Source organism: Novosphingobium sp. FW305-C-30-35 (assembly GCF_058783135.1).
Map to the genome: position 1 here is coordinate 2,898,428 of NZ_JBYSYJ010000001.1, position 18,977 is coordinate 2,917,404.

Sequence of the window (18,977 nt, forward strand, 5' to 3'; positions counted from 1 at the left end):
GCGCGGTGCCGAGCCAGGCCAGCTGCCGGACGTAGAGGCTCAGCTCGCGGCCGAGCTGGTCGTAAAATTTGCCCAGTCATTGATGTGGGCCGCGACCTGCGCGGCGATGAAGCCGATCGAGGGGTCCTCGTAGGCCTTGCGGAACAGGGCTGCGCCTTCCAGCCCTTCGGCCGGCGGATAGGTGAAATGGTTGAAGCTGACGGTGCAGGCAGCGAGAAACTCGGCCTGTTCGGCGAGCTTTTCCTCGGCCGTCTGGTCCATTTTCCCGCGCTTCTTGATCTTGTCGACCAGCAGGTTCTGCTGGCGGGCCTGGGCGCGCTGGTAGATCCGCGTGCCCGGGCCATACACCGTGATCGAGAGGCGGTTGCCGTCTGCGTCATGCAGCGGCGCGTCATCCCCGCCGACAAGTTCCACGGTCGAGGTTTCGGTGGCGGCGAGCTTGGTAATGTCGAACATGAATGGTCTCCGTCAGAAAATGTCAGGGATCAAGGCGCGAGAACTTCAACCACGCCGACACCTGCGGAGTTCGTGGTGAGTTCGAGGGTGACGCTGGCCGTGGTGATCTGGTCAACCGAGCCGACATTGACCTTGAAGCTCATGACCTGGGCCTGGAAATAGTACTTGTCGCCGTTCTGGGTGGTCACGAGGAAGCTGTGGTCGCTGTCCGAGGTCGATGCGGATTTCAGCAGGATCTGACCGGCATCGTCGGTATCGAGGCCCATCTGGATGGTCATCGTGCCCTGGTTGAAGCTGCCCTTCTTCTTGACGACACCGCGGCTGCCGACAGGGTTGAAGGTGACGAGATTGTACTCCCGGCCGAACTCGCCGAGGTCCGACACCTCGCCGACCAGCGTCATGGTCAGCGCATTGTAGCCGGTGGGATCGAAGGTCGCGGGGGTAGAGGCCGACACCTTCAACGTGGTGCCGGCGGAAGTCCGAACGGTCATATTAGCTTGTCCTTATGAAGGTGAGGCTAGCCGCGCCTCGTTGAATGAGACGCGAAAATCCTGCGTCTGCATGTGGATGCCGGTCTCCTCGTCGAGGAAATCAGGCCCGGTGGAGTCAGTGTGGACGGTCACGTCGGTGAGCCCGTCGATTGCGGGCATACGATCGGCGGCGGCCGCCCGGACCGCGCGGATAATGGCCTTGGCGGCCGGATAGCTGGCAGCCAGCACCGTCACCTGCACCCGCTCGGTCACCCTGCGTTTCGGGCCGGGCGCGGCGATATTGCGGTCGGTGCTGCTGACCGACATGAGCGAGATCGCCGGGAGCGAGGTACCCTGCGGCAGCATTCCAGCGACAATCCGCACCGCAGGGACTAGTGCGGTCACTCCGGTGTCAGCCAACAGGAGACCGCGGACCGCAATCACCCCGTTCATTCGTCATCGACCTCAAGCGCAGGTGCCTTCAGGTTCCCGATCTGGACGCGGTTGGCGATGTAGGCCCCCATGGCGTTGACGGCTTCTTCCGCTTTCTGGTCGAGCGCGGGGCGCAGGAAAGGTTTGGGAGCGTGCCCCGGGTGCATGACCATCGGGCCGACAAAATGTTCGCCGATCTTCAGGCTGCCGCGTTTCACCATCTTGTTGATCGTGCCGATGCTGATCTTGCGGGAGCCACGACGGGTATTGCGCACCGGCCGATCCGCATCGGCGACCGAGATCAGGTGCGGCGCGACGCCGTATTCGATGAACAGGCCAAGATAGGAGCCGGACCCGCGCAGCTTGACGTACGAACTGAGCCGACTGCCATTGGTGCGGGTACCGATGCCGATCGCCCGTTTGAGTTGGCCGGTTTTCACCGGGACATTGGCCTTGGCCTGCTGCTGGATAACCTTGGCCCCGGCGCGCAGCCCGCCGCGGATGACGTTGCGCTCGAGGTTCTTGGGCAGTTCGTCGAGCAGGCGCAGCAGTTCAGGGCCGCCCTTGAGCCGGATCGTCATGGCGCGGCTCCTTCGCTGCTATGTTGTTCGACAATGAGCTCGATACCTTCGCGGCGGCCGATTTCCGCCGGTCCCGACACGATCTGGAGGGTCCGATTGCCGATGATCATGCGCATGTCCGGGGTGATCCCGGCGAGATGGCGCATGCGGATCCGCGCGGGGCGGTTGGCGATGACAATGCTGTTGGCCAGGCGTTCGGCCCGGCTGGGCAACACGTCCTGGACCTCGGCCCAGACAGTGGCGAACTCGGTCCAGGTGACGGTTTCGGTGCCATACAAAGGGTCAGAGGTGACGGATTTGCGCTCGATCCGGATCCGGGTGTCGAGCCGGGAAGCTAGACCCATCGCGCGGCCAGCTGATTGACGAGGGTGTCGAAGGCGAGACAGGTCGCCCCCTCGCGGTTTTCGAACAGAGAGGCGGTCTTCACGAGGATCGCGGCCCGGGCGATCGCCAGATCCGGGTGGCCGTCGGCAAAACCGGCGGACAGGGTAATGGTGATCTGCCCATCGGGCGCAAGCGGGGGCCATGATGCGCCGACAGCGGGGCGGATACGCATGAACCCGTGACGTGTGCGGGCAACGTAGTCGGCCTCGGGCAAGGTGATCGTGGTGCCGGCGTTGTCGGTGTAGGTAATGGCCGCGATGGTCACTGGACGGACGGGTACGGTGATTTCATCGGGCCAGGCCTCCAGCCCCATGGCGAGCGTCTGCGGGCATAGCCGTAGATCCGTGAGCCGCTCGAGCTCAGCTTGGGCTGCATCGAGGTGGACGGCCAGCAGCATGTCCTCGTCATGGGCGTCGAGACGCAGCTGCTGGCGTGCTTCCTCGACCGTCACGGCCCGGTCCTGTGGGGGCACCAGCGTGACGATCCCGGTCATCACGCGACCTTGGTGCGAGGGGTTGAGCTCGCCTTGCGCGTAACAGCAGGCGCTGGTTCGTCGGATATAACTTCAACTGCCAGCCCCTGCTCGATCAGCTGGCGGCCAAAGTGGTCATCCAGCTCGAAGGTCTGGCCGGCCAGCAGGTTGCTGGAACTGACTGAGCTGATGTGCAGGGTATCAAGGGCTTTGAGGATCATGGATCATCCCTTTCGGTGGATGACAGGGGCCGGAACGAGCCGACCCCTGCATCATCACGCAGCCGTTGCCGCGGTGGCAGCAGCCGCGAAGTCGCCCTTCACGAAAGCCTCCGGGCGGTAGACCGCGAGCGCGAGGCGCTCTTCGGCCAGGACCGTCACCAGGTTCTTGCGGAAGTTCTGGTCGTCCTCGGTCGAGATCTCGACCATGGCGTCCATGCGGTCGAAGATCTGCGCGCCGAGCTGGAAGGCGCCGGTCAGGAACTTGCCCGTCGCCATCGACTGCGTTGCCACCACTGGCTGCCCCCACAGCGTCGGCGACAGGTTGCCTTGCGGATTACCGATGATGAACTGGCCGGTGGTGTCCTTGAGCAGTTCGATCGCAGCCCAGTCCGACGGATGCAGCACGACGCCCGTCGACATCAGCTCGGAAAGAGCCGTCTGCAGCATGGCGATGCGCAGGACATCGATGCGGGTGACAGGTGCCGGGATCGTGATCGGCGGCGCAAAGGCGGTCGCCTGGGTGTAGACGCCATGCAGGTCGGTGCCGGTGCCGCCGCCGTTCAACAGCTGGTTCTCTTCAACGAGCGCCAGGCCATAGGTCAGGCGGCCGTCGATGTAGGATTGCAACATCGGCACGTCGTCGAGGATCTGGCGGGTGGCCAGGACCCAGTGGGCGATCGTGGTAACGCTGCTGGTCACGACATCGAACTTGATGTCGGTCTGCGGCTTGGTGGCGCCGGCCGTTTCCGAAACGGTGGCCGCTGCATTCGTGAAGCCGGTTTCCTTCACATACTGGACGGCATTGCTGTTGGTGCGGCCTGGGGTCAGCAGGTCGCGGACCGTCAGGCGGCGCTGGCCAGGGGTGATAATCCCCGGCTGACGATCGGGTACGATGAGGTCGCCGGCCGAGCCATTGGCATCGGTCGTAAGGGCAGAGACGATCGCCTTGACCTCGACACTGGCGCGGCCGCGGGCGGTCTTGCTGTTCAGGAACGGCTTGATGGTGTCGGACGAAACGACGCGTTCACCGATGGTGCGATAGTCGGAGCGTTCGTCATCCTGCTTCTTGCGGGCGAGCTTCTGCTCGACCTCGTCGAGGCGGGCCTTGGCTTCATTCAGCGCGGTCAGCGCCTCGTCGGCCAGTTGCTTGGTCGCGGCCGAGAGCTCTTCACCCTTGGCAGCCTTGCCCAGCGCCTCTTCAGCGATGGCTTTTACTTGGTCATGGCGCGTATCGAACGCAGCCTTCACTTCTTGCGCCAACTGATCGGCGCTCTTGGTCTCGGTCATGGGATTGCTCCGTAGGAGGTGGGTTCAGCCGCGGATTTGCGCGGCAAGAGCCGACAGAAAGTCGGTGTTGGACTCACTGCCGGACTCACTCCGGAGCAGCGATTTGAGGCCTTTGCCCGCGATTGCGGTGGCCTGGCTTTTCGAGAACCCTGCCTCGCGCAGGAAATTCTCAAAATCGGAGAGCGACGGCATCGTCTGCCCGTCGGTGACTGTCTTGACCGCCGTCACCTTGGCCTCGGTATTCATGGGCATGGTGACGAGGCTGATCTCGCGAAGATCGATCTTCTTGAGGCGCAGGACGCCGGCCTTGTAGGGATCGGGTGCGGCACCGCCCTTGGGGATTGTGTAGCCGATTGAGAGGCCGCCGAGCGCGCCGTGCTTCAGCTTGCCATAGGCACGCTGGGCAACCGGATCGCCGTCGAGGATCAGCTGCCCGCGCACGAACAGGCCGCGGTCATCTTCGAAGATGTCGCGCCATACGCCGATCGGTTCGCGCTGGTCGTGCTGCCAGAGCATTGGGATGCCCCAGCCTTCAGCGCGGGCCTTGGCGACGCTCTCCCGGAAAGCGCCCGGTTCGATGAGATCGCCGCCCTGGTCGACATTGCCAAAGGTCGAGGCGTAGCCCTCGAACTGCCCGGTATCCTGAAGGTCACTGGATTTGAGGGTCAGGGTGAGATGTTTCATTTAGAGGGCTCCGATGGGGCATTCGCTTGGGCAAGCGGCAGCAATCCTGCCTGGCTGATGGGCACGTTCTGCATCTGCATGCGGGGGACATCGCCGCCTTCGACCGGCGGAAGGTTTTCAAGCGCGCGGACCTCGTTGATGGTCATCACGCCGTTGGTCAGCATCTGCTGGTAGAACGACGCGCGCGCCGCACTGTCGCCGCGCAGCAGGCCTTCCAGGTTGAATTCGATCACGAGCCCAGCTTGCCGGTCAGTTGGCGAGAGCAACTGCTTGGCCAGCGCCTGTTCGATGCGCTTCAAACGCCTGCGCAACGTGAACTTCTGGAAACCGAGGGTCTGCTGTTCGAGGCCCGTGCCCCAGCTGGTGGTCTTTTCGGTATGTCCGACCATGAACGGCGGCACGCCAAAGAACCGGCAGACCTCCTCGACCGAGAAGGCCCGACTCTGGAGCATCTGCGCATCTTCCGGGCTGATCGAGAGCTGGACCCAGTCCATGCCTCGATCGAGCAGCATCGGCCGTCCGGCGTTGATCGCGCCGGCAAATTTCTCCTGCAGCAGCTCCTCGGCCTGTTTGCGCTGGTCGAGGGTCAGGGTGTCGGCAGTCTTCAGAAGTCCTGATGGCCGGACCCCATTGCGGAAGGTGTCGCCCGAGGCTCGCTCGATCGCCTGCGCCAATCCGAAAGTCTGGCGTCCGAAGCTGAGGGTCGAAAGACCGCCCAGCGGGTTGCCGCCGAAGCCCCGAATATGCAGCATATTGTCCTGGCCGACGATGGACCGGACCCCATTGTCGGACCACTCATATTCGAGGCTGCCGTCGCGCAGGCGGCGAACCGTCATGAGCTCCGGGGCGATGGGAACACTGAGAGCGACCACCCGGCCATTGCTGCCACGGATGATCTCGGCATAGGCATTGCCGCTGAGTTCAATCGATGCGCAGATGAATTCCCAGAAGTCGACCGCGGTCTGGTCGGCATTCGGGCTATCGTGCAGGATCCGGTAGAGCGGATGGTCGGTTGCGACCGTCCTGGCTCCGCCTTTGGTCCGGTAGACCATCAGCGGAAGCGAGGCGATCGTGCCGGCCAGCAGATTGACGCAAGCCCATGCCGAGGCGAGCCCCAGCACCGAGCTGGTTGAAACCAGTTCACCAGTCGTGGTGGTGCGGCCACCTGCTGCCTGTACCAGCCGTGGGTCAGTAAGGCCGATAGAGCGCGCGATGTAGCCCAGCGCCTTTTGCAGCAGGTTCATGTCGCAAGGCTCTTCAGCCAGTCATCGATGGTGCCAGAGGTATCGCCTGCCATTGCTGCCCCCACTGCCATGCACAGCGCGACCGCTGCGTCGATCTTGTTGATGGCCCGCTGCTTGGAGAGCCACTTGTTGTCCCAGCGGTCGGTCTCTGTGACCGCCGACATCATTGCCGAGATGAGAACCGGATTGCGTTTGAGCCGGATGCGGCCCTCGAGGATCAGTTCTTCCAGGTGCCGAAGCGAGCCCGGCATCCACAGACCTTCCACAGATCCATCCACAGGCCGCGCCCGCTTGGTGCCGCCCTGCGGATGTTCGACAAAGGTAAGGTCGAGCCCGAGTTCGGCGACCTCCTCCTCGAAGCGCCGGAAGGCGTAACGGTCATAGGCGACCGCCTCGACCCGGTAGTCCGAGGCCATCTCAGCCAGTGCCTGCGCCACATGGCGAAAGCTGATGTTCTCGCCGGCCGGCGCATTCAGAAATCCGTCTGCAACCCAGAGGTCGTAGGGCTGCTTGTCGCGCAGCACCCGCGCGGCAAGCGTATCGCCGGGAGTCCAGACTTCGACCCAGGCATCAAAGCAGGGTTTACCGTCCTTCTCTCCATTGCGCTGGACAGCGGCGAGTGCGGTCAAATCGCGGTTCTGGCTGAGGTCGAGGCCGAGCCAGACGGATTGTCCGGCCTTAGGGTTGAACTCTGCAAGCAGCGGTTCCAGCGTGGCTCGGGCCATCCAGGCGGTCTCGGCATCCGTCCAAACGCAGAAGTGCAGCCGCAGTATGCCGTTCAATTGCCCCGGGATGGCTTTGGCCTGCGCCACAACCTCCGAGAGGTATTGCTCGGAGATCGTGATGCCCAGCAGCGGATTGGCCTTGATCCAGCAACTGGGATCGGTCAGCGGATCGTCGCCTTCGTCGAGTGCGCAGACGTAGCTGAACGTCGTGTCATCGATGACCTGTCCCAAAAAGGTCGGGTCAGTCACCGCATCGGGATTACCGGCCGCGACGCGGATCGCGTGTTCGTGTTCCTCCCATGCGACCGAATTGCGGTCAGAGCCGGAGTTCGTGATCATGAACAGCAGCGGGTCGCGGCGGAACTTGAAGCCGCGCTCCAGCATCTCGATGATCGAGCGATCGGGAAGCTCGTGGACCTCATCCGCCAGCACAAAGTATGGCCGCGGGCCAGAGCCGGTCTTGCCGGTATCGCGCGACACCGGGCGAAAGAAACTGCCCGATGCCAAATGCGCGATGTTGAACTCGCGTCCCGGTCCACCCGAGAACTCCAACCGCCGTGCCAGCGCGGGTGATTGCCGCACCATCCGCACCGCATCTCGGAACAGGATGTTGGCCTGCTCCTTCTTGGCCGCCGCCGCATAGATCTGGGCGCCAGCTTCCTGGCAGGCGGTCATCCCATAAATACCAATACCGCCCGCGACCGGTGACTTCCCGTTGCCCTTGCCTTGTTCGATATAGGCCCGGCGGAACCGGCGGCGGCCGTCCTTGCGCTTCCAGCCGAACAACGAGCCGACGATGAACGCCTGGCTGGGCTGGAGCTCGAAGGGCTCGCCCTCGAACTGGCCTTCGGAAAGCTTCAGTACCTCCTCGAAAAAGGCAAAGGCATGATTGGCAGCATCCTGGTCGAACCAGATGCCGTCCTTGCGCTTCAGATCCGCAATGTGCCGTTTGCAGGCATTGCGGACATGCGGTCCGGCCACGATCTCGCCCGCGACCACCGCCTTGGCATAGGCCAGCGTCCGGTCAGGCGAAGAAGCGGTCGGCGGGGTCCGCGCCTTCTTCTGGCGGCTGGGCCGCGATCCTGCTCCTGGCACTCGGCGTCATCCCGAATTCTGCGGCGTAACGCATCATGTCCGCCGCCGCCTTGTTGGCGGTGCCCACCAGCGGGTTCTGGATCGCGTTGCCGTTCGATGTCTTGATCATGAGGCCGCCAGTCAGCTGGTCCTTCTCGGCCATCTTCGCGATCGCGCGTTCGGCCTGGACCCAGCGGCCATAGGCCATGGCGTAAGCGGCGAGCGCTGCCCGATCGATCTCGGAGAGGATCCCGAGGTTGTAGAGCTCGGTCGCCACCCGGTTCCATTCCTCAACCGCGTCTGTATTGAGATGGGCTGGCGGTGCCGGGATGGCTGCTTTGGCCTTTGCCTCCTTGCGGTTGACCTGCCGTTTGCCGGGGTTGGAGGTCACAAGCTTCAACTGCGTGGGCTTCGGCTTCCTGCCGGTAATCATGCAGCCTCAGCTATTCTCCCGCCTGCAATCTCGTCAAAGGTCCGGCCGTCACCCTCGAGGGTCGCAGCTTTGCCCGTAAAATCCTGCCAGCGCTTCACGGCAACATCGATGTAAGCGGGATTCAGCTCGATGGCGTGGACAACGCGGCCGGTCATTTCGCCGGCGATGATCGTGGTGCCCGAACCGGAAAACGGCTCGTAGACCGCCTGGCCCGGGCTGGAATTGTTCTCAATCGGGCGCTTCATGCACTCGACCGGCTTCTGGGTCCCATGACCCGTCTCGTTCTTCTTGGGCTTGGCGATATGCCAGACGGTGGTCTGCTTGCGGTCACCGGCCCAGTGACCCTTCGCGCCCTTCTTCACGGCATACCAGCAGGGCTCATGCTCCCAATGGTAGTCGCCGCGCGAGAGCACGAGCTGACCCTTGTCCCAGATGATCTGGGAGCGAAGCATCAGATCGCAGGCAGCCAGGCTGTCGCCCACTACACCGGCATAGAGTCCAGCATGCCAGACATAGGCGACGTCTCCCGGAAACAGCGCCCAGGCTTCTCGCCAGTCGGCCTTGTCGTCGTTCAGCACCTTGCCCTTGGCAGTGCCTGAAGCGGCAACGCCGGCCTTTTCGCGCCAGGCCGGATCATATTCCACGCCGTAGGGTGGATCGGTGACCATCAGGTGGGGTGAGACCCCGTTCAGCGCCTTGGCGACGGTGTCGGCGTCGGTGCTGTCGCCGCAGACCAGCCGGTGCTTCCCCAGCAGCCAAACGTCGCCGGGCTTGGCGACCGGATCAATCGGCGCTTCCGGGATTTCGTTCGGGTCGGTGTTACCTTCGGTCTTTTCGGCCAGCAGCTTCGAGAGCTCGTCGTCCGAGAAGCCGGTCAGCATCAGGTCGAAGTCAAACCCCTGCAGATCGCCAAGTTCGACGGCCAAGAGCTCAAGGTCCCAGCCGGCATTTAACGCCAGCTTGTTGTCGGCGATGACATAGGCCTTCTTCTGGGCTTCGCTCCAGCCCTTGGCGACCATGGTCGGGATCTGGGTCAGGCCCAGCTTGCGGGCAGCCGCCAAACGTCCGTGCCCCGCGAGAAGTCCACCGTCCTCATCAACGAGGATCGGGTTGGTCCAGCCCCACTCGCGGATCGAGGCGGCAATCTGTGCGACCTGTTCGTCCGAGTGCGTGCGGGAGTTGCGCGCATAGGGCGTGATCTTCTCTATCGGCCAGAGCTCGCTGCTCTGGGCCGGCCAGTTCTGATCCATAGATGTCCTTGAAACGGGTTCGGCCGCAGGAGCCCGGAAGGGCTTGCGGCACTTGTTTGCGATGTTGGAAAGCCGCTATGGGCGTTGGAGGTGGGGCCTGTAGCTCAGTTGGTTAGAGCTGGCCGCTCATAACGGCTAGGTCGCGGGTTCAAGTCCTGCCGGGCCCACCAATCAAATAAGTTCGAGCTCGCTCAGCACCTTCGCTGCGTCGAGCAACTGGTCGGTCTGGACCGTGATCTCGATCGTCATGCTGTCTGCGGTCGCGCTGGCGTAAACGCCGCCCTCGTAGAGTTCCTGTTCGATCGTCTCGATCACCGCGATGATCCGGCTGCGGTCGAAGTTCTCGGGCAGCGTGCGGATCGCAAGGCGGATGGTGCTGGTGATGCCCGCGCTCATTCTGCGTCTGCCATGATCTCGTAAAGGCCGACAAAGCCGGTCAGGTAAGGCAGGCCCTTTGGAATGCCATGTTCCCGCGCAGTGTTGCGGTCGATCTTCCAGCCCATCCAGCGGGTGATGGCGGCGTCGATGGCCCTTTCAAGGCCAAGCCCGGTGTGAATGCCGTTGTGCACATCGTCGGCGAAGTGTCGGCCGTGGCGGCTGTCGAGGAAATCCCGCACCCCTTCCGCGCTGCCCACCGTGACCTTGGTAATCGCCGGGAAGGCAATGGCCCAGGCTGCATCGGCATCGGCGAATGCGCTGCTGGTGCCGTAGAAGCCCCAGGCTTGGTTGGCAGTTGGCAGGGTCGAGTTGGTCATCTGCATCGCTCCGTGTTCGTGAAGCGACTACCGCTCTTATCGCGGCGACTATCCAGTCAATTCGATGGAAAACATCGACTTTCTGGTTTCTGACCCCCGGTTCGAGTTTCGCGGTTGCGTGAAGTTTGGGCCAAGCGCGGTTTCCCCCGCCAGAGCCCCAGACTTTCGAACCGCCCCCCCGGCCTGGTCACCCGATCGGCCACCCGTCAGGCCCCACGGCGACCGTCCTGCGCTGGCCGAATTGTTCGGCAGTCCGCTTGGCGTGGCACTCGGCGCAGAGGCAGCGGATATTGCTGTCCTCGTCCGATCCGCCACGGGCTAGCGGCACGATATGATCAGGTACGGTCGCCTCGCGGACAATCCCGGCGGAGGCGCAATCGCGGCAGAGGGGTTCAGCCTTTAATCGACGCAGGCGCTGCGCAACTGCTTGGCGTCCCCGAAGTCGTTCAGCCATCGCACAACGCCTGCAACGAGAAACGCCCGGAAAGTCTTTCGACCCCCGGGCGCAACTCGCATCTCTATATTTCGGAAACATCTACATGAGAGCAATGCTCCCGTCAATGATGAATTGTATTTTTATCGTTGAATCACAGTTTGTTAAGTCAACAGCTAGGCGGACAATACTGGCAGCGAACTGTCGCTCTTGATACCGAAAAGGATGACCAGTGCTTCGAGCCCGTGCGCCAGATTACGCAAGTCCGCATCTCCCCAGCCTGCGGCATCCACCTCGTAGCAGACCACCGCATGGACAAGCATGCTCGGTCGCCGACCGGTCGCGGCGATGCCATCGTGGTCAGCAGTCCGCAGCATCAGGATTGCCGCCGCTGCCCGCTTGCGGATCTTCTCGACGTAGTCCGGATCGTACTCCGTGAGACTGCGACCGAAAATCCCTTCGTCGAGAAGCAGACCGCTGGCCGAATGCGGGTGGATGGGCGGCAGCCCCATGACCGCCCGGTTGCGGGCCATCAGGTCACCATAGAGCTCGGCCGCTGCCAATTGCTCTGCCGTAATCTTGCCGGCGAATGCCAGCCGCCCGATCGCCGAACCCAGACGCTCGTCCTTGGCCTGCCGAGCGGTGACGCCGTACTGACGCTGGCGGGCGTCCAGCACTGTCGCCGTCACTTCGCGCAGGGTCTCGGCTTTGCCCGGCTGCACCAGCTTGCCGCAGGGATGGCGGCGGCCCGCCTTGCGCTTACGACCGCGAGCCACGGATGATCTCCGGAATGAGCGCCGCATAGCCGATCACATCGATCGGACCGTCGGCATAGTTTGGATCGTGGGCGAGCCGCGCCAGTTTCAGGTCGATCATGCACAGCGCCACCTGCTGGGCGGTGACAGGCGTGCCGAGGGTGATCGACCAGCGCCGGGCGATCGCCTCCATCTGGGTCTTGGGATCGCCGTAGGAAGCACCGCGATCTTCCAGCACCTGCGCCACGCGCTTCAGGAATCCAGCCGCGCTCACCGGACACCTCCACGGGTCTCAATGGCCCAGAGCAGGATCGCGATGGCGTCAGCTTCGTTGTCGTCGGCCGGGGCAAAGCCCTTTGCCTGGACCGCCGCGATCACGGCCGCCTTGCCTGCATTGCCCTTGCCGGTGATGAACCGCTTGATCGTGCCGACGGGCACGCCATGGTAGGCGACCAGGTGTTCCTCGCACCAGGCGGTCAGCACGCCCAGCAGGCCGCCATAGACATGGGCCGCGTCGGTCCCTGCGTGGCGGCGGACTTCTTCGAAGTAGATCGCCTCAATCGGACCAGCATCGAGATCAAGCTGCTCGAGCCAGCGGCGGAAGCGCAGGAACCGCATCCCACCGCCATCGAAGCGGGTGTGCTTGAACGACGCGGTGCCGCTGGTGATGAAGTCGTCGCCGGTCGTCAGCGCCCAGCCGGTGCTGGTGCCGAGATCGAGGGCAAGGATGGCTCCGCGACGGATCGTTCCGCCGACGTTGGCTTGAGCCGGATTGGGGCAGGCAACGGCCTGCATTTCAGGCAGGGTCATGACGACCTCCTCTTCGTGTGGGGCGGTCGGGGCGAAGCATGAGGCCCGTGAAGGCTGGCAGCTCGCCCGAACCCGAAGCGGGTCTGGTCAGGTCGTCATTGGGGCGGACTTCTCCACCCGGAATATTTATGAGGTTTCATGCGGGCCGATTGAAACATCGGAGCGCCCAACCCCTTGAGTAGACTAGGGAATATATAATATTTCAATTATTATTATTTTTATAGGGGTACACCTCTCTATCTCTAAAACGCGCGCGTACGCGAGGGGATATATAAGGCACCCCTTGAAAGATTGAACATTCCAGGTAGCCCGGATTTATCGTTTATATCCATCGCGTTATACCTCGAAATACTGCTTGTGACGAATTGCACCCCCTTGAAGGACCTCCCTTCGCTGGCATGGGTCATCCCGGTCCAGCATGTTGGGGCTCGATCGTCCTGCCACTCGCGTCACGCCAATTACCCGACCAGCGCGCCAGTCGGTAGACCATGGCTTGCCTGGTGGCCGAACTGCGCATGCCCGTCGTCACGTCACCGCTCTCGATCAGGGTCTGAATGATATCGTCGCGGTCCCGGGATTTGAGCCATTGGGAGCCGCGGGTCAGTTCAGACTTGGTGATGCCCTTGGCGCCGGCTGCCCGGATCAGTTCACGCAGCCGTTTCAGGTGAGCCTCAGTCTCGGTATCTGCGACATGGCGGTCCACCGCCTCCATTGCCCGCTGAGCGTAATGACGCACGAAAGCGATGGCCCAATCTGCGTCATCAATCGCGATGACGGGAGCCACCGGATCTTTGCCCACCGCCACGATCAGTGCCAGTTTCAGCGCGATTTCGCCAATGCGCGCAAGAATAGCCGTAAACGACGTGCCCGCCGCCGCCCGCAATTCGTCGGTCAGCTCCCCGCTCAGCGACTTGAAACGGGCACGGGCCTCATCAGTCATCGGTACGGTCGTCAGCACCACAGCGGTCTGCGGGCCCGAGGTGGTGCCTGCCAGATTGCCGCGCTGTTGCCCGGGACCCGACGCCAGCAGCTGGAGCCCTGCGATCAGGTCCGCAGGCGGGGTGCGAAGCCCGACGGAGACATTTTCGTCCGGGTAGTCCTCGTCACTGGGCAGGATCAGGAAGCGGGCGAGCGAGCCATCCACCACATTGGCTCCTTGCAGCGCGCCCCAGAAGTGCAGCGGGGTCGTGGTGCCATAGACGCACAGGCATGGCTGGACGATGTCCCGCCGCTCGTTCGTGCCGTCACGGTTGGCATATTCCGCCCCGAGAAAGATCCCGCCGGCCGAGGTGTAGAGCTCGGTCATGTTGTCGAGGATTTCGGTGATGTGGCGCGGGCTGCGTTTGCGGTCTGCCGCGGCCGACAGGAACATGCCGAATTCGTCGATCTGGAACAGGATTGCAGGCTGGCGATGCAGGGCCGTCAGCAGCCCGGCACCCGACGCGATCTTGTTGCCGCCCAGATGATTGGCGAGCCCGGCCTCGAACAGCACTTCGTTGATGATCTCGCGTGAATGGTTCTTGCCCGAACCGCTGTCCGCGATGCCCACCACATAGAGGTTCGAGCGCAGGTTGCTTTCGGTGCGGTAGAGGCGCCCCATCAGCGCACCGATCGCGCAAAGGCTGGCGCCAAGCGATAACAGTGGCTGAGGCCGGCGAGCGGTCGACAGCATGTAATCGGTCAGCTTGCCCACCAGTCCACCAGGGATGGTCAATGCAAACTTGGGCGGCGGCGCATCCTCAGTAGCCGGGGCCGTAGTATCGAGCTGGGCCAGCAGGCCAGATGCCGGGTGATTTTCATCCAGAGGCTGGCTGCCGTCGAGGACCAGGCCTGGATCCGGCTTCCAGCCCCGTTCCATGGCAAGGTGGTAGATCGAGCCCGCGCCAATCCGGTCCGGGCGGAAACTGCCCCATGCCTTTTCGGTCGTCGCGGCGACGTTCTTCGCAGCCTGATCAGACCAGGCCGTGAACAGGTCCTTTCCGTCCTCGCCGAGCGCGCCCTTGATCGCCATGCCAATCCGCACCCAGCTGTCGTAGTCGAGATCGCTGTTGGGCAGATACTGCAGCGCGGCGCGAATAGCGTCATGCGTCCCGGCTTGGGCATGCGCCGGGACCGCCGGTGCGCTGGCAAAGACCGAGGTCAGACTGGATGGCCGTAGTTCGGGCGGGACGAGCGCGAGCGCTTCTTCCATGAATGCGGCCGCCATGTCCGCGTCGATGACCGGCAGGCTTTCGAGATCGAGTTCTGACAGGCCCTCCTCGGGCCAGGCGTAGGGTTGGCCGGTATCGGGATGATCCGCGTAAGCCACGAACTGCTGGCCCAGACACAGAATCTCCAGCGGGGCCCGACGGATACCGCGGAACGGGGCGCTGGTTCGGTAGACCAGCAGGCGTTTCGGGGCCCGGCCAATGCGCAGCGCTGGGGTATCGCCGAGCCGGGCGCGCGCCAGTTGCTCGATCTGCAGCGCAAGGTCCGGGGCCGACAGGATGTCGATATCGATGGCGGCAACGCTGCCGCCTACAATACCGATGCCGCAGTCCGGCCAGCTGGACCATGTCGCCACCTCGACCTCAGTGGTCGGCCGCTCCGCATGACGGTTCCATTCAGGGTAATCGACCCACACACCGCGCTGGTATCGGCCCGGCTTTTTACCGCCGGGCGCGATGGGCAGGATGGTATAGCCGTTGGCCAGGAGGCGCGAACCATGGCGTGCCATGAAAGACGTACTCATCAGAAGGGGCACTCCGACAGGTCGGCGGTAAGCTCGCGAAGGTGGTCACAGTACCCGGTGATGAGATGCTCGACGAAAGCGGACCACTCGGCGTCAGTCAGTGCCACCAGGTCGGTCTTGCCGATCTGTTCGAGATAGCGGCCACCGGCCTGTCCGCCTTTGACCATGGCGGCCTGTTCATTGCGGCTGATGTTGATCATGCCCTGCCTCCGGTGACAGAGTTCCTGGCAGACACGGCTGCAAAGATATTTGCGGCTTTCGTCCCGGCGGGGATCGGAAACCCGGTAGTGCGGGACGAACCAGCCGAAGCCGCGGGGTTCGCGATGGCAGACCGAGCAGAGCCCGGGGTTGGCGTATGGCATGTATCGAACCTTGCCTTGGTGATTTCGGTGTAATTGCCCGACGGGCGCACAGCGATGTGGCTGGGGCGGCGCAGGCGGTGGACCAGCTGCAGAGCCGCATAGACCGAGCGCGGCACAGGAATGCCCGGCGCCCGTTCACGCCACCATGCCTCGGCCTTGGTGCGGGGATAGCCAGTGTGCTCGAGACAGATCCACTCGTGGTGCCAGCCAAGGCCGCACTGATAGGTGACCTTAAGCGAAGGGCGGCCACCCGGCTTTTCATGACGCTGGTAGGAGATGTTGGAGACCTGGAGCCATTGCGGCCCCTTGGGCTTGCCTGACGACAGCACGGCAAGTGTCGACGCGGTGGGCGCCAGCTTCACCTGGCGGGCCGGAAAGAGATACCCGCAATCGGGGCATTCCAGCGCCGCAGCGGCGACGATGCTCTCGCACTCGGGGCAGAGCTTGACCGGCGCATCACCATCGCCCGAACCCGGCCGCTTCGGCTTGACGAGATCGATCGGACCGTGACGTTTCACGTTTCCGGCGAAGTCCAGGACGAGGCAGTTGTCTTTGCCTTGCGCAAGCCGGGTGCCGCGCCCAGCCATCTGAACGTAAAGCCCGGCCGACTTGGTCGGGCGCAGCATGGCGATCAGGTCCACGGCCGGGGCGTTGAAGCCGGTGGTCAGCACCCCCATCGATGCCAGCGCACGGATCTTGCCGGCCTTGAACTCCGCAATGATGCGGTCGCGCTCGTCCTTGGGGGTGTCGCCGAAGATCGTGGCGCAACTGATCCCGCGCCGGCGGAACTCCTCGGCAACGTGGGAGGCGTGGCTGACACCGGAGCAGAAGGCCAGCCACGACTTCCGGTCCTTGCCATAGGCAATAATCTCACTCACGGCGGCCTTGGTGATGGCGTCCTGGTCAACCGCCTTTTCGAGATCGCGGGCGATGAACTCGCCGCCGCGCGTACCGACGCCAGTCACATCGAGCTTGGTCTTCGGCTGCTTGGACATCAGAGGACTGAGGTAGCCAGCCGTAATCAGGTCGCGGACCGAAACCTCGTAGGCAATATCGGTGAACAGGGCGTTTTCGCCTTCATGGAGCATGCCGGAGTCGAGGCGATAAGGCGTGGCAGTCAGCCCGATCACCTTGAGCTTCGGGTTGATCGCTTTCATGGCGTCCAGGAAGCGGCGGTACATTGTGCTCGCCTTGCCCGGGATCAGGTGGGCTTCGTCGATCAGGATCAGATCACAGTGGCCGATTTCGGCCGCGCGGCGGTGGATCGACTGGATCCCGGCGAACAGGATGCGCGCTCCAGCATCACGGCGACCGAGGCCGGCGGAGTAGATACCGGCAGGTGCTTCCGGCCACAGGCCCAGCATCTCGGCATGGTTCTGAGCGATTAGTTCACGCACATGGGTCACGACCAGAATGCGCTGATCGGGCCAGGCCTTGAGGACCCCGTCGATGAACGAGGCCATGACCAGACTTTTGCCGCCAGCGGTCGGGATGACGACCAAGGGATTGCCGTTCTTGTCTTCGAAGTAGCTGTAGATCGCGGCGATTGCCGACTGCTGATAGGGGCGGAGCTTAAGCATTTGCGGCCTCCTTCTGGCGCGCGTCGTTCAGCCAGTCGGAGCCGTCGGCCATGCGGTAGGCGACGAAATCCTCGCCGGCGTCGGTGACGGTTCCGGGGACGAGATCAGGGATGAAAAGATGACGGGCGCAGGCGCGCCGCTGGTCCTGGGCATCAAGCTTGCGGTCATGACGGGCGCAGTGCCAACCGCCCTCGACGGGCGTGGAATGCAGACAGGTCCGGCAGTTCACCGCAGCCGCTTCGCCGGTGTGGCAGGCAGCATGGTGCGAACACATGCGGCACTCGAACCAGGTCGGATCTTCGCTGATCCGAGCCGGCGGATGCTGGGCATCAATGGTGCGTTTGGCCTTGTCGAGCAGCCGGGCAGCAGCCTCAGGATCGGCTTCGATCCGCTCGATGTGCAAAGCGTCCGTGTCCTTGCAGACCGCGACGTACATGGCCCGGGTCAGCCCGGTGAGGTGCATGTAGATCTGCATCTGGGCCGCGTGCTGGGGCTTCGATTTCACGACGCCCTTGGCAACGAGATCCGCGAAGCTCTTGATCGAATGGGTCTTGAACTCGACGACGTGCCAGGTCTTCGGTGCCTCCAGCAGGCCAAGGGCGACGCCATCAAGCGAGCCGCCAAAATGACCGCCATGGGCTTCGACGCGGAACTGGCGGCCAGTCTCGGGATCGACCTCCAGTACGGTGGCGCCGGTCGAGCGCAGGTTGGCGACGATCCGGTCTTCCTCGCGCTGCCCGGTCTCGAACAGGCGAAGCATGCGGCCAGAAAAGCGCGAGGGTGTGACCCACCGGAAATCGAACCACAGCGCACGGCCGCAGGACTTGCCGATCAACGATGCACCGAGGTGATCGCGGAAGCCGTCACCCTGGCGTGCCTCGTATGCGTTGTAGATCGCCGTCAGGGTCGGTGTCGGCGGGGCGGGAAGCTCTGCCATCACAGATCCTCCGCTTCGCTGCGGGCACGTGCTTCGGCGAGAAGCTCGGCCCAGACCTCGGGATCATGGCGGGCGCGCAGGATGTCGATCAGCGCGTCCTTGACCTTGCTGCGGCGGTGCCAGCCGCTGCCGTCAGCGAGCAGTTCAGCCCGTTCCCGGTAGAGGTGGCGCTGCGCGGTGCGGGCGCGATTGAACCAGACGGGGTCGATGGGTTTCCCATGCGTCTGGCGGGTCAGATCGGCGGTCGCGATCTGGGTGCGGATCTTGGCGATCGCGTCGTCGAGTTCGATCAGGCGGCGCTGTTTTTCAGGCAAGCCGGGGGCGTTCGCGGCCACAGGGGCCGCGTTGAGCGGTTCAGTCATGGTCAGTCTCTTGTCTGGCGGAGGCTGCCGCGACTTCCCGCGGCAGCCCGCAGGATCAGGTGTTACGGTTCCACGGAGCAGCGGCCGGGGCGGCCGACTGCGACGGCGCAGGTGCAGGCTGCTGGACAGCCGGCGCGGTCTTGTCCGGAACAAGGTAACGGATGGTGTTCTTCTCCGAGTAACCGTCCTTGGGCGGCTTCACCCCGACCTGGATCGTCATCGGCACCAGGTGCAGATCGACGCTGTCGTTGACCTGCAGCTTGCCGGTCGCGTGGCAGATGGCCGACAGCGTGCGCTGCGCAATCTCGACCGTCTGCGGGTTCGAGTTCACGAGGTTGAGCTGGTCGAACAACTTGCGTCCCTGGTACTGGCCCTCGATGATGTCGAGCATCAGCCAGAGGAACTGGCCCATGCCGTTGCGCGTGACGCGCATCTCGCTTTCGACAATCTGGGCGCGGTATTTGCCGGCGGGAAGAACATCGTAGCCGGTGGTGGGTTCGATGCCGGTCGCATCGAAGGCGGTGTCAAAACGTGCCATG

The 18,977-nt window shown here is 63.6% G+C and carries 25 protein-coding genes and 1 tRNA gene; 1 reads left to right on the top strand and 25 read right to left on the bottom strand.

The window, feature by feature from the left end; translation table 11 throughout:
• Window positions 1-39: 39 nt before the first annotated feature.
• Genes AC3WLM_RS14315 through AC3WLM_RS14375 form a run of 13 tightly spaced genes read right to left on the bottom strand, consistent with a single transcriptional unit; the run spans window position 40 to window position 9,713 of the window.
• Window positions 40-456, bottom strand: coding sequence for a hypothetical protein (locus tag AC3WLM_RS14315; RefSeq protein WP_492477710.1), 417 nt, complete (start codon window positions 454-456; stop codon window positions 40-42).
• A gap of 29 nt (window positions 457-485) precedes the next feature.
• Window positions 486-947 (bottom strand): hypothetical protein, encoded by a 462-nt coding sequence (locus tag AC3WLM_RS14320; protein ID WP_492477711.1) that lies wholly within the window; start codon window positions 945-947, stop codon window positions 486-488.
• 12 nt (window positions 948-959) lie between these two features.
• Entirely contained in the window at window positions 960-1,379 is a 420-nt protein-coding gene (gene gp17 / locus AC3WLM_RS14325) for a tail completion protein gp17 (RefSeq protein ID WP_492477712.1), read from the bottom strand.
• Window positions 1,376-1,939, bottom strand: coding sequence for an HK97-gp10 family putative phage morphogenesis protein (locus tag AC3WLM_RS14330; protein ID WP_492477713.1), 564 nt, complete (start codon window positions 1,937-1,939; stop codon window positions 1,376-1,378). The genes gp17 and AC3WLM_RS14330 overlap by 4 nt, the downstream gene beginning before the upstream one ends.
• Window positions 1,936-2,283, bottom strand: coding sequence for a phage head closure protein (locus tag AC3WLM_RS14335; protein ID WP_492477714.1), 348 nt, complete (start codon window positions 2,281-2,283; stop codon window positions 1,936-1,938). The genes AC3WLM_RS14330 and AC3WLM_RS14335 overlap by 4 nt, the downstream gene beginning before the upstream one ends.
• Window positions 2,274-2,816, bottom strand: coding sequence for a head-tail connector protein (locus AC3WLM_RS14340; RefSeq protein ID WP_492478134.1), 543 nt, complete (start codon window positions 2,814-2,816; stop codon window positions 2,274-2,276). Before AC3WLM_RS14340 ends, AC3WLM_RS14335 begins: the two co-directional genes overlap by 10 nt.
• Window positions 2,816-3,016: a hypothetical protein gene (locus AC3WLM_RS14345; protein WP_492477715.1), complete on the bottom strand. Its 201-nt coding sequence runs from the start codon at window positions 3,014-3,016 to the stop codon at window positions 2,816-2,818. The genes AC3WLM_RS14340 and AC3WLM_RS14345 overlap by 1 nt, the downstream gene beginning before the upstream one ends.
• Before the next feature lie 54 nt (window positions 3,017-3,070).
• A complete protein-coding gene (locus tag AC3WLM_RS14350) occupies window positions 3,071-4,303 on the bottom strand; it encodes a phage major capsid protein (RefSeq protein WP_492477716.1) in 1,233 nt (410 codons plus the stop codon).
• Between the two features lie 24 nt (window positions 4,304-4,327).
• A complete protein-coding gene (locus AC3WLM_RS14355) occupies window positions 4,328-4,987 on the bottom strand; it encodes an HK97 family phage prohead protease (protein ID WP_021245853.1) in 660 nt (219 codons plus the stop codon).
• On the bottom strand, window positions 4,984-6,231 hold the full coding sequence (locus AC3WLM_RS14360) for a phage portal protein (protein ID WP_492477717.1): 1,248 nt from the start codon (window positions 6,229-6,231) through the stop codon (window positions 4,984-4,986). Before AC3WLM_RS14360 ends, AC3WLM_RS14355 begins: the two co-directional genes overlap by 4 nt.
• Complete coding sequence (locus AC3WLM_RS14365; RefSeq protein ID WP_492477718.1) at window positions 6,228-8,051, bottom strand: terminase large subunit; 1,824 nt, start codon at window positions 8,049-8,051, stop codon at window positions 6,228-6,230. The genes AC3WLM_RS14360 and AC3WLM_RS14365 overlap by 4 nt, the downstream gene beginning before the upstream one ends.
• Complete coding sequence (locus AC3WLM_RS14370; RefSeq protein WP_492477719.1) at window positions 7,981-8,463, bottom strand: phage terminase small subunit P27 family; 483 nt, start codon at window positions 8,461-8,463, stop codon at window positions 7,981-7,983. Before AC3WLM_RS14370 ends, AC3WLM_RS14365 begins: the two co-directional genes overlap by 71 nt.
• The gene (locus AC3WLM_RS14375; protein ID WP_492477720.1) at window positions 8,460-9,713 is read right to left on the bottom strand and encodes a site-specific DNA-methyltransferase; all 1,254 of its coding nucleotides are present in this window, start codon (window positions 9,711-9,713) and stop codon (window positions 8,460-8,462) included. The genes AC3WLM_RS14370 and AC3WLM_RS14375 overlap by 4 nt, the downstream gene beginning before the upstream one ends.
• Window positions 9,714-9,806: 93 nt before the next feature.
• Here AC3WLM_RS14375 and AC3WLM_RS14380 point away from each other — a divergent pair.
• Window positions 9,807-9,883: transfer RNA gene (locus AC3WLM_RS14380), tRNA-Ile, on the top strand.
• A 1-nt stretch (window position 9,884) separates the two neighbouring features.
• Here the strand turns inward: AC3WLM_RS14380 and AC3WLM_RS14385 are convergent.
• The 12 genes from AC3WLM_RS14385 to AC3WLM_RS14440 all read right to left on the bottom strand — a co-directional run bounded on the left by AC3WLM_RS14385 (window position 9,885) and on the right by AC3WLM_RS14440 (window position 18,976).
• A complete protein-coding gene (locus AC3WLM_RS14385) occupies window positions 9,885-10,109 on the bottom strand; it encodes a hypothetical protein (protein ID WP_252258636.1) in 225 nt (74 codons plus the stop codon).
• A complete protein-coding gene (locus tag AC3WLM_RS14390; protein ID WP_492477721.1) occupies window positions 10,106-10,468 on the bottom strand; it encodes a hypothetical protein in 363 nt (120 codons plus the stop codon). The genes AC3WLM_RS14385 and AC3WLM_RS14390 overlap by 4 nt, the downstream gene beginning before the upstream one ends.
• A gap of 187 nt (window positions 10,469-10,655) precedes the next feature.
• Window positions 10,656-10,922: an HNH endonuclease gene (locus AC3WLM_RS14395; RefSeq protein WP_492477722.1), complete on the bottom strand. Its 267-nt coding sequence runs from the start codon at window positions 10,920-10,922 to the stop codon at window positions 10,656-10,658.
• Window positions 10,923-11,077: 155 nt separating this feature from the next.
• On the bottom strand, window positions 11,078-11,677 hold the full coding sequence (locus tag AC3WLM_RS14400; RefSeq protein ID WP_492477723.1) for a hypothetical protein: 600 nt from the start codon (window positions 11,675-11,677) through the stop codon (window positions 11,078-11,080).
• A complete protein-coding gene (locus AC3WLM_RS14405) occupies window positions 11,661-11,930 on the bottom strand; it encodes a DUF6378 domain-containing protein (RefSeq protein ID WP_492477724.1) in 270 nt (89 codons plus the stop codon). Before AC3WLM_RS14405 ends, AC3WLM_RS14400 begins: the two co-directional genes overlap by 17 nt.
• Window positions 11,927-12,466 carry a crossover junction endodeoxyribonuclease RuvC gene (locus AC3WLM_RS14410; RefSeq protein WP_492477725.1) on the bottom strand — a complete coding sequence of 180 codons (540 nt, stop codon included), beginning with the start codon at window positions 12,464-12,466 and terminating at the stop codon, window positions 11,927-11,929. Before AC3WLM_RS14410 ends, AC3WLM_RS14405 begins: the two co-directional genes overlap by 4 nt.
• Before the next feature lie 403 nt (window positions 12,467-12,869).
• Window positions 12,870-15,197, bottom strand: coding sequence for a PriCT-2 domain-containing protein (locus tag AC3WLM_RS14415; protein WP_492477726.1), 2,328 nt, complete (start codon window positions 15,195-15,197; stop codon window positions 12,870-12,872).
• Window positions 15,197-15,397 (bottom strand): DUF6511 domain-containing protein, encoded by a 201-nt coding sequence (locus tag AC3WLM_RS14420; RefSeq protein ID WP_492477727.1) that lies wholly within the window; start codon window positions 15,395-15,397, stop codon window positions 15,197-15,199. Before AC3WLM_RS14420 ends, AC3WLM_RS14415 begins: the two co-directional genes overlap by 1 nt.
• A complete protein-coding gene (locus AC3WLM_RS14425) occupies window positions 15,394-17,139 on the bottom strand; it encodes a DEAD/DEAH box helicase (RefSeq protein ID WP_492477728.1) in 1,746 nt (581 codons plus the stop codon). Before AC3WLM_RS14425 ends, AC3WLM_RS14420 begins: the two co-directional genes overlap by 4 nt.
• Window positions 17,132-18,076, bottom strand: a complete 945-nt coding sequence (locus tag AC3WLM_RS14430) for a PDDEXK family nuclease (RefSeq protein ID WP_492477729.1) — start codon at window positions 18,074-18,076, stop codon at window positions 17,132-17,134. The genes AC3WLM_RS14425 and AC3WLM_RS14430 overlap by 8 nt, the downstream gene beginning before the upstream one ends.
• Window positions 18,076-18,438, bottom strand: a complete 363-nt coding sequence (locus tag AC3WLM_RS14435) for a hypothetical protein (protein WP_492477730.1) — start codon at window positions 18,436-18,438, stop codon at window positions 18,076-18,078. The genes AC3WLM_RS14430 and AC3WLM_RS14435 overlap by 1 nt, the downstream gene beginning before the upstream one ends.
• A 55-nt stretch (window positions 18,439-18,493) precedes the next feature.
• Window positions 18,494-18,976 (bottom strand): DUF669 domain-containing protein, encoded by a 483-nt coding sequence (locus AC3WLM_RS14440; RefSeq protein WP_492477731.1) that lies wholly within the window; start codon window positions 18,974-18,976, stop codon window positions 18,494-18,496.
• Window position 18,977: the final 1 nt, after the last annotated feature.

What these genes read in the sequence shown, in the direction of transcription:
- AC3WLM_RS14315 (WP_492477710.1), bottom strand. Translation starts at nt 456, where the DNA reads ATGTTCGACATTACCAAGCTCGCCGCCACCGAAACCTCGACCGTGGAA.
- AC3WLM_RS14320 (WP_492477711.1), bottom strand. Translation starts at nt 947, where the DNA reads ATGACCGTTCGGACTTCCGCCGGCACCACGTTGAAGGTGTCGGCCTCT.
- gp17 (WP_492477712.1), bottom strand. Translation starts at nt 1,379, where the DNA reads ATGAACGGGGTGATTGCGGTCCGCGGTCTCCTGTTGGCTGACACCGGA.
- AC3WLM_RS14330 (WP_492477713.1), bottom strand. Translation starts at nt 1,939, where the DNA reads ATGACGATCCGGCTCAAGGGCGGCCCTGAACTGCTGCGCCTGCTCGAC.
- AC3WLM_RS14335 (WP_492477714.1), bottom strand. Translation starts at nt 2,283, where the DNA reads ATGGGTCTAGCTTCCCGGCTCGACACCCGGATCCGGATCGAGCGCAAA.
- AC3WLM_RS14340 (WP_492478134.1), bottom strand. Translation starts at nt 2,816, where the DNA reads ATGACCGGGATCGTCACGCTGGTGCCCCCACAGGACCGGGCCGTGACG.
- AC3WLM_RS14345 (WP_492477715.1), bottom strand. Translation starts at nt 3,016, where the DNA reads ATGATCCTCAAAGCCCTTGATACCCTGCACATCAGCTCAGTCAGTTCC.
- AC3WLM_RS14350 (WP_492477716.1), bottom strand. Translation starts at nt 4,303, where the DNA reads ATGACCGAGACCAAGAGCGCCGATCAGTTGGCGCAAGAAGTGAAGGCT.
- AC3WLM_RS14355 (WP_021245853.1), bottom strand. Translation starts at nt 4,987, where the DNA reads ATGAAACATCTCACCCTGACCCTCAAATCCAGTGACCTTCAGGATACC.
- AC3WLM_RS14360 (WP_492477717.1), bottom strand. Translation starts at nt 6,231, where the DNA reads ATGAACCTGCTGCAAAAGGCGCTGGGCTACATCGCGCGCTCTATCGGC.
- AC3WLM_RS14370 (WP_492477719.1), bottom strand. Translation starts at nt 8,463, where the DNA reads ATGATTACCGGCAGGAAGCCGAAGCCCACGCAGTTGAAGCTTGTGACC.
- AC3WLM_RS14375 (WP_492477720.1), bottom strand. Translation starts at nt 9,713, where the DNA reads ATGGATCAGAACTGGCCGGCCCAGAGCAGCGAGCTCTGGCCGATAGAG.
- AC3WLM_RS14385 (WP_252258636.1), bottom strand. Translation starts at nt 10,109, where the DNA reads ATGAGCGCGGGCATCACCAGCACCATCCGCCTTGCGATCCGCACGCTG.
- AC3WLM_RS14390 (WP_492477721.1), bottom strand. Translation starts at nt 10,468, where the DNA reads ATGACCAACTCGACCCTGCCAACTGCCAACCAAGCCTGGGGCTTCTAC.
- AC3WLM_RS14395 (WP_492477722.1), bottom strand. Translation starts at nt 10,922, where the DNA reads ATGGCTGAACGACTTCGGGGACGCCAAGCAGTTGCGCAGCGCCTGCGT.
- AC3WLM_RS14410 (WP_492477725.1), bottom strand. Translation starts at nt 12,466, where the DNA reads ATGACCCTGCCTGAAATGCAGGCCGTTGCCTGCCCCAATCCGGCTCAA.
- AC3WLM_RS14415 (WP_492477726.1), bottom strand. Translation starts at nt 15,197, where the DNA reads ATGAGTACGTCTTTCATGGCACGCCATGGTTCGCGCCTCCTGGCCAAC.
- AC3WLM_RS14420 (WP_492477727.1), bottom strand. Translation starts at nt 15,397, where the DNA reads ATGATCAACATCAGCCGCAATGAACAGGCCGCCATGGTCAAAGGCGGA.
- AC3WLM_RS14425 (WP_492477728.1), bottom strand. Translation starts at nt 17,139, where the DNA reads ATGCTTAAGCTCCGCCCCTATCAGCAGTCGGCAATCGCCGCGATCTAC.
- AC3WLM_RS14430 (WP_492477729.1), bottom strand. Translation starts at nt 18,076, where the DNA reads ATGGCAGAGCTTCCCGCCCCGCCGACACCGACCCTGACGGCGATCTAC.
- AC3WLM_RS14435 (WP_492477730.1), bottom strand. Translation starts at nt 18,438, where the DNA reads ATGACTGAACCGCTCAACGCGGCCCCTGTGGCCGCGAACGCCCCCGGC.
- AC3WLM_RS14440 (WP_492477731.1), bottom strand. Translation starts at nt 18,976, where the DNA reads ATGGCACGTTTTGACACCGCCTTCGATGCGACCGGCATCGAACCCACC.